The 12742-nt window shown below is 67.9% G+C and carries 14 protein-coding genes and 1 pseudogene; 8 read left to right on the top strand and 7 right to left on the bottom strand.

Annotated elements, in window-relative coordinates:
* Positions 1-23: 23 nt before the first annotated feature.
* On the top strand, positions 24-1055 hold the full coding sequence (gene ccsB, locus E3O06_RS17270) for a c-type cytochrome biogenesis protein CcsB (protein WP_134504810.1): 1032 nt from the start codon (positions 24-26) through the stop codon (positions 1053-1055).
* Between the two features lie 93 nt (positions 1056-1148).
* Here ccsB and E3O06_RS17275 read toward each other — a convergent pair whose 3' ends face one another.
* From E3O06_RS17275 to E3O06_RS17290, 4 genes are all read right to left on the bottom strand, one after another.
* A complete protein-coding gene (locus tag E3O06_RS17275; protein WP_241980373.1) occupies positions 1149-2153 on the bottom strand; it encodes an o-succinylbenzoate synthase in 1005 nt (334 codons plus the stop codon).
* Between the two features lie 67 nt (positions 2154-2220).
* Positions 2221-2469: a hypothetical protein gene (locus E3O06_RS17280; protein ID WP_134504785.1), complete on the bottom strand. Its 249-nt coding sequence runs from the start codon at positions 2467-2469 to the stop codon at positions 2221-2223.
* A complete protein-coding gene (locus E3O06_RS17285) occupies positions 2466-2801 on the bottom strand; it encodes a DUF7882 family protein (protein ID WP_134504787.1) in 336 nt (111 codons plus the stop codon). The genes E3O06_RS17280 and E3O06_RS17285 overlap by 4 nt, the downstream gene beginning before the upstream one ends.
* Before the next feature lie 39 nt (positions 2802-2840).
* Positions 2841-3824 (bottom strand): sigma-70 family RNA polymerase sigma factor, encoded by a 984-nt coding sequence (locus E3O06_RS17290; RefSeq protein ID WP_166788251.1) that lies wholly within the window; start codon positions 3822-3824, stop codon positions 2841-2843.
* 219 nt (positions 3825-4043) lie between these two features.
* Here E3O06_RS17290 and E3O06_RS17295 point away from each other — a divergent pair, with 219 nt between their 5' ends.
* The 3 genes from E3O06_RS17295 to E3O06_RS17305 are packed head-to-tail and all read left to right on the top strand — an operon-like array spanning position 4044 to position 7159.
* Entirely contained in the window at positions 4044-4955 is a 912-nt protein-coding gene (locus E3O06_RS17295) for a 1,4-dihydroxy-2-naphthoyl-CoA synthase (RefSeq protein ID WP_134504790.1), read from the top strand.
* 15 nt (positions 4956-4970) lie between these two features.
* Positions 4971-6170, top strand: coding sequence for an AMP-binding protein (locus E3O06_RS17300; RefSeq protein ID WP_174843258.1), 1200 nt, complete (start codon positions 4971-4973; stop codon positions 6168-6170).
* The gene (locus E3O06_RS17305) at positions 6167-7159 is read left to right on the top strand and encodes a 1,4-dihydroxy-2-naphthoate polyprenyltransferase (RefSeq protein WP_420898898.1); all 993 of its coding nucleotides are present in this window, start codon (positions 6167-6169) and stop codon (positions 7157-7159) included. Before E3O06_RS17300 ends, E3O06_RS17305 begins: the two co-directional genes overlap by 4 nt.
* Here the strand turns inward: E3O06_RS17305 and E3O06_RS17310 are convergent.
* A complete protein-coding gene (locus tag E3O06_RS17310) occupies positions 7133-7432 on the bottom strand; it encodes a DUF4229 domain-containing protein (protein ID WP_134504792.1) in 300 nt (99 codons plus the stop codon). The genes E3O06_RS17305 and E3O06_RS17310 overlap by 27 nt on opposite strands.
* Before the next feature lie 72 nt (positions 7433-7504).
* Here E3O06_RS17310 and E3O06_RS17315 point away from each other — a divergent pair, with 72 nt between their 5' ends.
* Positions 7505-7987: a PLD nuclease N-terminal domain-containing protein gene (locus E3O06_RS17315; protein ID WP_134504794.1), complete on the top strand. Its 483-nt coding sequence runs from the start codon at positions 7505-7507 to the stop codon at positions 7985-7987.
* Complete coding sequence (gene menD / locus E3O06_RS17320) at positions 7980-9710, top strand: 2-succinyl-5-enolpyruvyl-6-hydroxy-3-cyclohexene-1-carboxylic-acid synthase (RefSeq protein WP_134504796.1); 1731 nt, start codon at positions 7980-7982, stop codon at positions 9708-9710. The genes E3O06_RS17315 and menD overlap by 8 nt, the downstream gene beginning before the upstream one ends.
* On the opposite strand, the gene E3O06_RS17325 is transcribed toward menD, so the two are convergent.
* Together E3O06_RS17325 and E3O06_RS17330 are read right to left on the bottom strand one after the other, a co-directional pair.
* Positions 9658-11169, bottom strand: a complete 1512-nt coding sequence (locus E3O06_RS17325; RefSeq protein ID WP_134504798.1) for a sensor histidine kinase — start codon at positions 11167-11169, stop codon at positions 9658-9660. The genes menD and E3O06_RS17325 overlap by 53 nt on opposite strands.
* On the bottom strand, positions 11166-11855 hold the full coding sequence (locus E3O06_RS17330) for a response regulator transcription factor (protein ID WP_134504800.1): 690 nt from the start codon (positions 11853-11855) through the stop codon (positions 11166-11168). The genes E3O06_RS17325 and E3O06_RS17330 overlap by 4 nt, the downstream gene beginning before the upstream one ends.
* Before the next feature lie 121 nt (positions 11856-11976).
* Here E3O06_RS17330 and E3O06_RS17335 point away from each other — a divergent pair, with 121 nt between their 5' ends.
* Together E3O06_RS17335 and E3O06_RS17710 are read left to right on the top strand one after the other, a co-directional pair.
* Entirely contained in the window at positions 11977-12447 is a 471-nt protein-coding gene (locus E3O06_RS17335) for a hypothetical protein (RefSeq protein WP_134504802.1), read from the top strand.
* Positions 12440-12742, top strand: a pseudogene (locus E3O06_RS17710) (hypothetical protein); the annotation flags it as partial. The gene E3O06_RS17335 and the pseudogene E3O06_RS17710, both read left to right, overlap by 8 nt.

The raw sequence follows: 12742 nt of genomic DNA on the forward strand, positions 1-12742 counted from the left end.
CGCTCTACGCGCTGTACTCGGCGATGGCCGTCTACGCCCTCGCCTTCATCGCCTTCGCGGTCGACCTGGCCCGCCGCTCGAGCGCCGTCGATGCCATCGAGGCGGCCGACCTGGTCGAAGCGGATGCCGCTCCGGCGGCTGGTGCTGCGCCCGCCGGCGCCGCAGCATCCGCTGGCAGCACCCGTGTCGTTGAGCGACCGGCCCTGAAGCATCCCGTACTGAGCCGCATCAGCGCCCGCATGGACAACGACGCGGCCCTGCCCTACGGGCGGTCGTCCAGCCTGCGCGTGGGAGTCGCCCTGACCGTGCTGGCCTGGGCACTGCACCTCGCGGCCACCATCATGCGCGGCTTCGCGGCCGACCGGGTGCCGTGGGCGAACATGTACGAGTTCGCCATGACGGGCACCCTGCTCATCATGACGGTGTTCCTGATCGTGCTGATTCGGTCTGACCTACGCTTTCTTGGAACCTTCGTCACCGGCCTCGTCCTCGTACTGCTCGGGGTGGCCGCCCTGCAGTTCTACGTGGAGGTGGCCCCGTTGCCGCCGGCACTGCAGTCTGCATGGCTGGTCATCCACGTCTTCGTGGCGTCACTGGCCACCGGCATGTTCGCGCTCGGCTTCGCGCTGTCGACCGTGCAGCTGCTGCAGTTCCGGCGGGAGAACCACGTGCTCGAGGGCGCTGCCGCACCGCGCGGGGCCGTCGCATCCGCTTTGCGCTTGCGCTTCCTGGCCACGCTGCCGTCGTCGGCGACACTGGAGAACCTGGCCTACCGCATCAACATCATCGGTTTCATCCTGTGGACGTTCACCCTCATGGCCGGCTCGATCTGGGCCGAACAGGCCTGGGGCCGCTATTGGGGCTGGGACACCAAAGAGGTGTGGACCTTCATCATCTGGGTCATCTATGCCGGCTACATCCACGCCCGCGCCACCCGCGGCTGGCGCGGATCACGCTCGGCCTGGCTCGCGATCATCGGGTTCGCCGCCGTCATGTTCAACTTCGGCATCGTCAACGTCTTCTTCAAGGGCCTGCACGCCTACTCCGGCCTGTAGCCCCCACCCACGCGCAGTACCGCGAGAGCGGATGAACGGTTGCTTCGACGGGTCTGAGGCAACCATTCACCCGCCTTCGCAATCAAGCGGGCGCTACTCGGCGGTGACCAGCGCGTGCGTGCGGGCGAGGCGGGAGAGCCACCAGTCGCGGCGCTCGGCGCTGGCCGCGTGCTGCGCCAGCAGCGCGGCATCGGGAACGACCCGGCGCACCGGGATGGCTCCGTTGACCGGCAGCAGCGGCTCAATCGTCACGTCGTCGGCGAGCAGCGACGCCGTGCCGAGGCCGCAGTCGAAGTACAGGCCGGGAACGGATGCCGCGAGGTGGGCGCCCATCGACAGCCCCACCGACGTGTCGAGGGCGCTGGAAACCACGACCGGCAGCCCGGTCTGGCCGATGATGGACAACGCGGCGCGGATGCCGCCGAGCGGCTGCGCCTTGATCACGAGAATGTCGGCGGCACCGGCCCGGGCCACGGCGAGCGGGTCGCCGCTCTTGCGCACGCTCTCGTCGGCGGCGATCGGCACACTCAGGTAGGCGGTGCGGTGGCGGATCTCGGCGAGTTCGGGCACGGTCATGCAGGGCTGCTCGACGTACTCGAGGTCGAAAACGCTCAACGCGTGAATGGCATGTTCGGCTTCGTCGACGTTCCACAGGCCGTTCGCATCGATCCGGATGCGTCCTTCCGGGCCGAGCACGCGGCGCACCTCGGCCACGCGGGCCACATCGTCGGCGAGGGTCTGGTCGCCGCTCGCCACCTTCACCTTGGCGGTACGGCAGCCGGGGAAACGGGCGAGCACCTCCGAGACCTTCTCGGCCGGCACGGCGGGCACGGTGGCGTTGACCGGAATACTCGTGCGCAGGGCGTGCGGCGTGGGCTGCCAACCGAAGTCGATGGCGGCCCGCAACCAGCTCGCCGACTCAGCATCGTCGTACTCGACGAACGGCGAGAACTCGGTCCAGCCCTCCGGGCCCTCCAGCAGCAGTGCTTCCCGGCTGTCCAACCCGCGAAACCGGTCGAACAGTTTCAGGGAGACGACGTGCGCGGAACCGAGAAGCTCTTCCAGGGGCGGGACCGTGGCATCCAGTGAGGTCATCATGGTTCCAGTGTGTCAGCCTCCGGCTGGGTAGACGGCCAGAGCCGCGCTGATCCTGTTCGCCCTAATCCTATTCGTACAACTCGTCACCGTCGTGGTCGTGGTCGACGCCATTCGGTTTGACGTTGACCATCGCCACAGGAATGCCGGGGGCGATCAGAAGGTAGGCGTCTTCGAAGCGGCCCTCGCCGCTGTTCACCCGCAACCAGAAAGGCAGACCGGCGGCGAGGGCGCCGTCGATCTCGACCTGGATGGATTCAAGGGAACGGCCGCCGAGCGAATAGGGCTTGCCGCCGTAGACGATGTCGATGCGGTTCATGGTTCGTCCCTCACGGAGTTGGATTGTGCGGCCGGCGATCGGGGTTCCGGAACGATCTGCAATCCGCCCGAGGAGTTGGCTGTGGCCATGAGTGCTTCGATCCAGTCGCGGTTCAGCGTGGGCGAACGACTACCGAAATACTTGTAGGCGATGGGAATGCCGGGGTGCAGCCAGATCGTGCTCCGCCCGTCCCCGGCCCGCGGGTCGTCGCGCCAGCTGAAATAAAATGATTCTCCGCGACGCAGTTTGGCGCCGATGACAACCTGGATATGAGCCAGGACGCGATCGTCGAAGTCCGCGGTCAGGGTCGAGTCGTAGGTCAATTTTCCCATGTCTCGCTCCTGCTCGCGTGCAATCGATGTGGTCGGCGTTCAGTCCCGCAGGTAGTGCTCCAACCGTGGTACGTGCAGCAGTGCCAGCGCGCGTTTCTCAATCTGTCGCACCCGCTCGCGGGTGACCCCTTCGATGTGGGCGATCTGATCGAGGGTACACGGCTCGTTGCCGTCGAGGCCGAACCGTGCCCGCAGAATGGAGCGTTCCCGGGGCGGCAGGGTGTCGAGGAAATAGCGGATGTCCGCTGCCCGCAGGGTCAGTGTGGCATGTTCGTCGGGCTGCGGAAGGTCGTCGTCGATGATGAGCTCGGCCATGTCGCCGGCGCCGTCGCCGACGGGGGTGTGCAGGGAGATCGGTTCGTTGTCGTACTGCAGTAATCGCAGCACATCCCGCACGGGAAGTTGGGCGGCTTCGCCGATCTCCCGTGCTGTGGGATCGCGGTCGAGCACGCTCGTCAGGTCGCGCCGGATGCGCTTGATCTTGTTGAGCTTTTCGGCGGTGTGCACCGGGATTCGGATCATGCGCGATTTGTCGGCCATGCCGCGGTGGATGGCCTGCCGAATCCACCAGGTGGCGTAGGTGGAGAACTTGTAGCCGGTCATGAAGTCGTACTTCTCGACGGCGCGAACCAGCCCCATATTGCCGTCCTGCACGAGGTCCATGATCGGCACTCCGCGCCCGGAATAGTGCTTGGCGATGCTCACGACCAGTCGTAGGTTGGCTTCGATGAACTGGTTCTTGGCGCGGCGCCCGTCGTGCACCAGCCAGGCCAGCTCGCGCGCATCGGCCGAATCACGGGTGCCGGAGCCTTCGCCCTGCAGCAGTCGCGCCTCAGCGAAAAGTCCCACCTCGATGCGGCGAGCCAGGTCGACTTCCTGCTCGGCGTTGAGCAGGCTCCCCTTGCCGATGCGGCGCAGGTAATCGCCGAAGGCATCCGTTGACGCGGCGTTGTAATTGCCCGGCGCGGCGGCGCGGCGGGGTGGTGCCGCGGTGGTGCGGGTTTCCTGCACGGTGGTCGTCATGGTTGTGCGCCCCCACATTTGCTCTTCCTGCCGTGTGTGATATTCATGGCGACCTCCCCGTACTTTCGGAGTCATTAGTACACCCCCGAACGGGGTGGATAGCAAGGGGTTGACTTCTTGCTCGGTCCACAGTACCTGAGGTTTTTTCGTCTTCTCAACCCTGGACATTACGAGTTTGAGACAGGCGAAACGCGCGCCGGCTCCGCGTAGGCTGACAGCATGAGCGAACAGGTATCCGAAATCTTCGACGCGAGCCAGTGGAGGGCCGCTGCGGGCTTCGAGAATCTCACCGATCTCACCTACCACCACGATCTCAGCGGCCGCATCGCCCGCATCGCGTTCGATCGGCCCGAGGTGCGCAACGCCTTTCGGCCCCGTACCGTCGACGAGTTGTTCGCGGCCCTGGAAGACGCGCGCACCAACTCGAAGATCGGCGTCGTGCTGCTCACCGGAAACGGCCCGAGCGCCAGGGACGGCGGCTGGGCCTTCTGTTCCGGCGGCGACCAGCGCATACGCGGCCGCGACGGCTATAAATACTCCGAGGGCGACACGGCGGCCGGCATCGACCGGGGACGCGCGGGACGCCTCCATATTCTGGAAGTGCAGCGGCTCGTCCGCTTCATGCCCAAGGTGGTCATCGCCGTCATTCCCGGCTGGGCCGCCGGCGGCGGACACTCGCTGCACGTGGTTTGCGACCTGAGCATCGCGAGCGCCGAGCACGGCAAGTTTAAGCAAACGGATGCCGACGTCGGCTCGTTCGACGCCGGTTACGGCAGCGCCTACTTCGCCCGCCAGGTCGGCCAGAAGGCTGCCCGCGAGGTGTTCTTCTTGGCGCGGGAGTATTCCGCCCAGCGCGCCCTCGAGATGGGCGCGATCAACGCGGTCGTGCCGCACGCCGAGCTGGAGACGGTCGCGCTGGACTGGGCCCGCGAAATTCTGACCAAGTCACCCACCGCCATTCGCATGCTCAAATTTGCTTTCAATGCCGTGGACGACGGCCTGGTTGGCCAGCAGGTGTTCGCCGGCGAGGCGACCCGTCTGGCCTACGGCACCGACGAGGCCGTTGAAGGGCGGGACTCCTTTCTGGAGAAGCGCGAACCCGACTGGTCGCCGTACCCCTGGCAGTACTAACGTGGGCGGGGACTCGTGAGGCCGCTTCGGGTGCTCGCGCCGGAGCATCCGCTGGACTTTCTCGCGGTCTTGCGGGATGCGCTCGCCGGCAGCGGGCCGGCCGTGCTGCCGGTGCCGGTCGGTGCCGGCCCGCCCGAATCCGACGCGAGAGCTCACCTCAGGGACGTGCCGAAACGCGTCGCCGTGGTGATCGAGACCTCGGGGTCAACCGGCACGCCCAAGCGGGTCATGCTCGCCACCAACGCCCTGCTGGCTGCGGCCGCGGCCTCGGCCGTGGCTCTAGGCGGGGCCGGACAGTGGCTGCTCGCCCTGCCAGTGCACTACATTGCCGGGGTGCAGGTGCTCGTGCGGTCCATTGCCGCCGAGACCACCCCGCTCGTGCTGCCACCTGGCCACTTCGACCCGCAGGATTTTCGGCGGCTGGCCGAGACCATGACCGAACCGCTGCGCTACACCGCGCTCGTTCCGGTGCAGCTCGCTCGCCTGCTCGACGCAGCAGATGACCCGGCCCTGTTGGCCGTGCTGCGACGCTTCACCGCGATTCTGGTCGGCGGGCAAATAATCCAGCCCGGCCTCATCGCGCGGGCGGCCGAACTCGACGTGCGCGTCGTGCGCACCTACGGGTCGTCGGAGACTGCCGGCGGTTGCGTCTACAACGGTGTTCCCATCGGGGACACCCTCGTGCGCGTCGTCGACGGGCAGCTCGAGCTGTCGGGTTCCGTACTCGCCGAGGGCTACCTCAACGACGAAGCGCGTAGCACCGACCGCTTTGCGCTGGAGCACGGTGTGCGCTGGTATCGCACCGGGGACCTCGGCGAGGTCGACCCGCAGAGTGGCCGCGTCACGGTGCTCGGCCGGGCCGACAACGTAATCATCTCGGGCGGCGAGAAGGTGTCGCTCGATGCCGTCGAACGCATCGTGCGCGCGTATCCGGGGTTCGAGCAGGCCGTCGTGGTCGGCGCGGACGACGAGACCTGGGGGCAGGTGCCGGTCGTGGTGGTGGCCGGGGGAGCTATCGACGGGGGGTTGGCGGCATCCGTTATGGCGGTGCTGGGGCGAGCGGCACGGCCGGCACGCGTCGTGCGCGTACCGGAGATTGTGCTGCTGGCTTCGGGCAAGCCCGATCGCCGCGCGCTGGCTGCTGCTGCGCTGGCCAGTACGATGGGGGCGTGGCACAAGGAGCTCGGCCGGTCAGGCCCAAACAACAACGATTGAACCCCGCGGCGAAGCTGGCTGGTGCTGATGCCGGCGGCAGGACCAGTGGCAAATCAGGCCATCCGGCCTTCAAGAACGGCCCGCCGCGCAAGGGACCGGCCGCGAGAAAGCCGGCTACGGCCGCCGACTGGATCTCCGGCGCGCGACTGCGCACCCTGCCGCTCGCCATTGCTCCGGTCTTGCTCGGCACCGGTGCTGCCATCGTCGCGAGCGGCCCCGGGGTCTACCACCCGGTGCGCGCGCTGCTCGCGCTCGCCGTTGCCCTGCTGCTGCAGATCGGCGTGAACTACGCCAACGACTACTCCGACGGAATTCGCGGTACCGACGCCTTTCGCGTCGGACCGGCCAGACTCACCGGCGGCGGTGTCGCCAACCCGCGCACCGTGCTGCGCGTGGCCCTCGTCTTCTTCGGCCTCGCTGCCGTGGCCGGCCTGACCCTCGTTGTGCTGACCCAATACTGGTGGCTGCTGATCGTCGGCGTGGTCGCCCTCGCCGCTGCGTGGTTCTACACCGGCGGCAAGAAGCCCTACGGCTACCTCGGACTGGGCGAACTGTTCGTCTTCGTGTTCTTCGGACCGGTGGCCACCGCCGGCACGACCTACGTGCAGGTCGGTGAATTCACGACGGAGAGCGTGCTCGGCGGCGTGGCTATGGGACTGATCGCCTGCGCGGTGCTCATGGTCAACAACCTGCGGGACATCGTTCCCGACAAGGCCGCCGGCAAACGCACCCTCGCGGTGCGTATCGGCAGCACGGCCTCCCGGGTCGTGTTCTGCGTCTTCCTGCTGCTGCCGTTCGGGATCGCGGGGTTCTTCAGCGTGTTCTATCCGCTGGGAATCTTCACGTTCTTCGTGCTGCTCCTCGCGCTTCCGGCCTGCCTCATCACGATCACCGCGACGTCGGCGAAAGAGCTCATCCTCGCGCTGAAGCTGACGAGCCTCGCGGCGCTCGCCTACGGCCTGCTACTGGGACTTACCTTCGCGTTCTGAGTCGGTCTGTTCCTGCGTGTTCAAAGCCAGATCCTCGATCTCGGAATCCGGGTTCACCGGCTCTTTGTCGGGGTGCCGCGCCCGGTAGAGGTCCCGGGCAACACTCTCGCGGGACTTGCCCAGCAGCAGATACGACAGGCACAATCCGAGCAGAGCGGCGATCACGGCCGCAGCCCAGGGCCAGAATCCCAGGGACAGCAGAACCACCAGGGGAACGGCGAACATGAGCACGCGCAAAACGGAGTAGTACAGCCAGGGAGCCACGAATTTCATGGATCCAGCTTAGAATGCCGCGGCTGGGCATCCGCACATGTCTCTCACGGGCAAGCGGCTTACAATCGAGTCATGCCCAAGCTCTTGATCGGACTAGGACTGGCCCTGGTCATTCTCACGGTCTACACCCTCGTGGACTGTGCCGTGTTCGACCGCAAGCGCATTCGCGGATTGCCGCGCTGGGTCTGGATTTTCGTCATCGTGCTGGTACCGCTGATCGGGCCGCTGCTCTGGCTGCTCGTCGGCCACGGACGCACCACTCCCACCACCCGATCCTTCCGATCGGTCGCTCCCGATGACGACCTGGATTTTCTGCGTGGGCTTAATGGTGGCGGTGTTGCCACCGCTACGGGAGAGAATCGCCCGTTCAACGAGAAAGACCAGCAGGAGCGCATTCGTCGCATGGAGCAGGACCTCGCCGATCTCGACAAGAACGACCCGACACCGAACACGGGCGGTGCCGCTGGCACCGCCGATACAGCTGGTGTCGACCCGAAAAAGAAGAAGAAGAACGAACCGGGCGAGGGCGAGCAGCCTGGCCGTCGGGATGCCTGAGAAGATCGCTGTAAAGGCAAACCGCAAGAGCCCGGCGACCGATTTCAGCATCGCCCTCCTGAACGAATTCGTTCGCCTCGGCGTGCGTGACCTGGTGCTCTGCCCCGGAGCACGGTCGCAGGCCCTCGCCCTGGTGGCGGCCGAGCTGGAGCGGGCCGGCAGCATTCGCTTGCATGTGCGCACCGACGAACGCAGCGCCGGTTTTCTCAGCGTCGGCCTCGCCCTCGAATCGGGCCTGCCCGCCCTCGTCGTGGTGACCTCGGGAACCGCCGTTGCCAACCTGCACCCGGCCGTGCTCGAGGCACACCACGCCGGGGTGCCGATGATTCTGCTCACGGCGGACCGCCCGGCCGAGCTGCGCGGCATCCGCTCGAATCAGACCACGGTGCAGGCCGGCCTGTTCGGGGTCGCCGCCCGGCTGTGCCTCGACGTTCCGGCGCCGGTCGGTGAACCCGATGAGGCCGGTATCGCCGCGGCGCTCGCGCGGCAGGCAATGGATGCCTCCACCGGCGTTGCGACCACCGCTCCGGGCCCCGCGCAACTGAACCTGGCCTTTCGCGAGCCGCTGTCGTCAGCACTGTCGGCGGCGCTGCCGACGGGACTGCCAGCGGTGACGGCCGTGGCCCGCGTTGCTGCTGGCGGGTCGACCGACGGACCGGCGATGCTGCTCGCGCCGGGACCGCGCACGGTCGTCGTGGCCGGAGACGGTGCTGGATCAGCGGCCGAAGAACTGGCGCATGCCGGCGGCTGGCCGTTGCTCGCTGAGGTGTCGAGCGGCGCCCGGTTCGGACCGAACCTGATCGTCCACTACCGGGAACTACTCGCTGCGGTCGATCTCGGCGGGCAGGTTGAACGCGTGATCGTGTTCGGCCACCCCACGCTCAGCCGGGAAATCCCGGCCCTCATCGCCCGCGACGGAGTCGAGACCATCGTCGTCGCCCCGACCGGACTCGAATGGTATAACCCCGGCCACGCCGCGCGCGCCTTCACCCGCTCGATCGGAGTTGATGCGGCGTGCGCGGCGGCCGCAGGTACCCGGGCCGGCCGCGAGTGGCTGGGTCGCTGGGTGATGACCGGCCGGGCGCTGGCCGAGGCAACGGCCGACGAAGGCCGGGCGCCGATCGACAAACGCGGCATCACCCGCGCCGAACTCGCCGTGTTGCGCGCGCCGCTGACCCGGGCGCTGCTCGTGGACGCGGTGTGGCGGGCATCATGGCCGCACGACCGGCTCGTGCTCGGCGCCTCCCGGCTCATTCGCGAGGCCGACAAGCGGGTGCCAGGTAAGAAGATCACGGTGCTGGCCAACCGCGGACTGGCCGGCATCGACGGCACCATTGCGACGGCGCTCGGTGTGGCACTCGCGAGCCAGGCCGAACCGGAGCCTCGCTCGGTCGGGGTGACCCGGGTTCTGCTGGGCGACCTCACCTTTCTGCACGACGTCGGGTCGCTGTTGCTCGCCCCCGGCGAGACCCAACCCCGGGTTCAGGTCATCGTCGGCGTCGATGGTGGCGGTAGCATCTTCGACGGCCTCGAGGTCGCGGCGACCGCGCCGCCCGAGGCGATGGAGCGGGTGCTCTACACCCCGCGCAGCGTCGACCTCAAGGCGCTCGCCGCTGCCTACGGATGGGACTACGAGCTGGCGGGCACCCGCAGTGACCTCGAGCGCGCCCTCACCGGTGCCCCGACCCGTCCCGCAATCCTTGAGGTTCCGCTCGTTCGGTAGCGCCCTCGCGGGCCGGACGGGCGGCGGTGAACGTGGCGGAGGCGGCGAGGCCGCCCGTGCCACGGGGCACCAGGGCCACCGTGGCGCGGCTGGCCTTGGCCAGCTGCGCGACGATGGCGAGGCCGAGGCCGCTCCCCGCGCTGTCGGAGCGTGCCCGCCAGAACCGGTCGAACGCCCGGGAGCAGTCCTCGACGTTCAGGCCGGGGCCTTCGTCGAGCACCTCGAGTTGCACGGTCACCGTCACCGGCAGCGCCGGGCCGTGGTGGCGACCCGGGCGGTCGACCCGCGCGGCGGGGACCTTCGTGGTGACCCGCACGATGATCGTGGTGTTGCCCGGGCTGACCGACAGCGCGTTGTCGACGTAGTTGTCAAGAATCTGTTCGGCGGCGGTGGAGACCGCCGAAATTGACGCTGTGAGCGGGCCGTCATAGCGAATCGTGACGGCTGATTCCTGGGCGAGAGCCTGCCACTGCTCCACCCGTTCACGAGCAATCTCTGCGAGGTCGACGGTCACCAGCGTCGTCGACCGGCCCTCGGTGCGACTGAGCAGCAGCAGTCCCTCGACGATCGTGCCCAGGCGGTCGGCTTCGGCTTCGGCGGCCGCCAACCGAACGGCAGCGCCCGCCGGGTCGGTGGACACCAGGCTTCCGGCGCGTTCCAGCTTGAGGCGCAGGGCGGTGAGGGGCGTGCGCAGCTGGTGCGAGGCATCCGCTGCGAAACGTCGTTGCTCCTGCAGCAGGGTGTCGAGGCGTTCGGCCATGATGTTGAACGAGCGGGACAGGGAACGCAGTTCGGGGGCGCCGCTGGACTCGTCCGCCCGGGCGCTCAGATCGCCGCTCGACAGGCGCTCGGTGGCATCCTTCAAGAGCTTGAGCCGACGCGTGACCGAGGTCGAGAAGATGTAGCCGACGATGCCGGCGAGCAGCACCGTGGTGAGGGCGACGATTCCGAGCATGCGGATCTGGTCGTTGACGGCGTCGTCGACGACCTGTTCCGGATAGGTCAGGCGCACCGCGCCGTAGACTTCGTCGCCGCTGAACACGGGAACGGTCACGTACAGAAGCTGCACCTGGAGGGTGTCGGAATACCGACTTCCGGACATGATCTGACCACCGAGGGCGCCGGTGATCTCCGGGCGGGAAGCGTAGTCATTGCCGATGCTGGACTGGTCATCGTCGCTCGTGGCGATCGCCGTTCCGGCCGTGTTCACGATGACCACCCGCGCGCCACCCGAATCGCGGTAGGTGCGGGCGAGAGCGGCCAGGCCCGAGTCATCGTCGGCAATGGCCGATTCCAGCGCCTCCTCACTGCGGCCAGCGAGCACAAACGCGTCCCGTTCCAGGGACGTGATGATGCGGTCACGCTCGACCGTGCGCAGGTACCTGCTCAGCGGCACGTCCTGCACGAGCAACATGAGCAGGGTGACCGCGATGAACGCCGCCATCAGCCGCCATTTCATGCGCGAGGCTCGGCCGGCTGCTCGAAGCGAAAGCCGACGCCACGCACCGACTGGATCCAGCCGGGGTCACCGAGTTTCTTGCGGATCGCCGCGATATGGGCGTCGAGGGTCTTGGTGGTGCCGTACCAGTTGGTGTCCCAGACATCGTGCAGGATGTCGGCCCGGCGCAGCGCGGCACCGGGTTCATCCGAGAGGTACACGAGCAGGTCGAATTCCTTTGCGGTGAGGTGCACGGGGTTGCTGCCGAGCAGCACTCGCTGGGCTCTGGTGTCGATGAGGAGCGGGCCGAAGCGGCGCTCGGTCGTGGGCGGGGCATCCGCTTCGGTGGTGCCGGTGCGGCGGGACACGGCGCGGATGCGGGCGACGAGCTCGCGCATGCCGAACGGTTTCACGACGTAGTCGTCGGCACCGATTTCGAGGGCGATCACCCGGTCCATTTCGTCGTCCCGCGCGCTCACGACGATGATCGGGGTCTGTTCCTTTAAACGGATGGCGCGGCAGACGTCGGCACCGTCCATATCGGGCAGGCCCAGGTCGAGCAGAATGATGTCGGGGCGAAAGGAATCCACTGCGGCCAGCCCGGCCGTTCCGGTGGCGACGCGCAGGCTCTCGAAGTTGGCGTAGCTCAGCCCGTCGATGAGGCCGTCCGCGACGGCGGCGTCATCCTCGATCACTAGAACTCGCATGACCCTAGTCTGGCGTCCCGGCGGGTGGCAGACCGCCTCGACCAGGTCCGCGCCGATTTCTTGGCCAAACCTTGGATGTACGCCGGGCCGATGCTTACCGACGATTTCGTAGTCTCGAACCATGAAATCAAAAACGATGATGGTGCTCTCGGTTATCGGGGTGCTGGGAACGGCCGGCGCGGCGATGGCCGTCAACTCAGACGCACTGACGAGCGCGCCCGTCGGGCTGGTCGGACAGGCCACCACCGTGCTCGAACCGGCATCCACGCCGACGGCTACGCCGTCTGCCACGCCCGCACCCGCTGCGGATCCCGGCGCGACTTCGACGCTGCTGACACCCGGACCGGCCGGCTCGAGCACCGCAGCGCCCGCGGCCGGTACAGCCGAAGAATTAGCCGGGGACGACTCGAGCCCGACGCCCGCCTCGGTGCCGACCGCGCCCGTGGCCGGCACGTCGGGGGGCTCGGGCGCCTCGGGAGCGTACGACGACGATGACTTCGACTCCTCGCACAACGACTCCTCGCAGAACGATGAGAGCGACGACGATGAGGGCGACGACGATGAGAGCGACGACGCGGATGACGATGACTAGGCGCCGTCGGCCAGCCCATCACGCACGCAACATCACCGGGGCGGCGAGCGCGCTCGCGCTCGTGGGCATGGTCGCCGGATTTCAGATCGGCGCGGCAGCCGATGAGGTGACGCTCGCCAACACCGGGAACGCACCGACCGGAGTCGCCGCCCCCGCGGTCGTTCCCGTGGCTGTCGACCCGGCGACCAGTGCACCGGCCGTGCCCGCTCCGGAGGCATCGGCGCCCATGGCCGCGCCCGCGGGCGCCGCTCCGGCTGCCGCCGCGCCCGCGCCGGAAGCAGCACCGGCGGCAGCC

The organism is Cryobacterium glaciale, assembly GCF_004402535.1.
Lineage (GTDB): Bacteria > Actinomycetota > Actinomycetes > Actinomycetales > Microbacteriaceae > Cryobacterium > Cryobacterium glaciale.

Excerpts from the sequence above, each read along its gene's own strand:
- ccsB (WP_134504810.1), top strand. The coding sequence starts at position 24 with ATGGCCGTCTACGCCCTCGCCTTCATCGCCTTCGCGGTCGACCTGGCC.
- E3O06_RS17275 (WP_241980373.1), bottom strand. The coding sequence starts at position 2,153 with ATGATGACCTCACTGGATGCCACGGTCCCGCCCCTGGAAGAGCTTCTC.
- E3O06_RS17280 (WP_134504785.1), bottom strand. The coding sequence starts at position 2,469 with ATGAACCGCATCGACATCGTCTACGGCGGCAAGCCCTATTCGCTCGGC.
- E3O06_RS17285 (WP_134504787.1), bottom strand. The coding sequence starts at position 2,801 with ATGGGAAAATTGACCTACGACTCGACCCTGACCGCGGACTTCGACGAT.
- E3O06_RS17290 (WP_166788251.1), bottom strand. The coding sequence starts at position 3,824 with ATGACGACCACCGTGCAGGAAACCCGCACCACCGCGGCACCACCCCGC.
- E3O06_RS17295 (WP_134504790.1), top strand. The coding sequence starts at position 4,044 with ATGAGCGAACAGGTATCCGAAATCTTCGACGCGAGCCAGTGGAGGGCC.
- E3O06_RS17310 (WP_134504792.1), bottom strand. The coding sequence starts at position 7,432 with ATGAAATTCGTGGCTCCCTGGCTGTACTACTCCGTTTTGCGCGTGCTC.
- E3O06_RS17315 (WP_134504794.1), top strand. The coding sequence starts at position 7,505 with ATGCCCAAGCTCTTGATCGGACTAGGACTGGCCCTGGTCATTCTCACG.
- menD (WP_134504796.1), top strand. The coding sequence starts at position 7,980 with ATGCCTGAGAAGATCGCTGTAAAGGCAAACCGCAAGAGCCCGGCGACC.
- E3O06_RS17325 (WP_134504798.1), bottom strand. The coding sequence starts at position 11,169 with ATGAAATGGCGGCTGATGGCGGCGTTCATCGCGGTCACCCTGCTCATG.
- E3O06_RS17330 (WP_134504800.1), bottom strand. The coding sequence starts at position 11,855 with ATGCGAGTTCTAGTGATCGAGGATGACGCCGCCGTCGCGGACGGCCTC.
- E3O06_RS17335 (WP_134504802.1), top strand. The coding sequence starts at position 11,977 with ATGAAATCAAAAACGATGATGGTGCTCTCGGTTATCGGGGTGCTGGGA.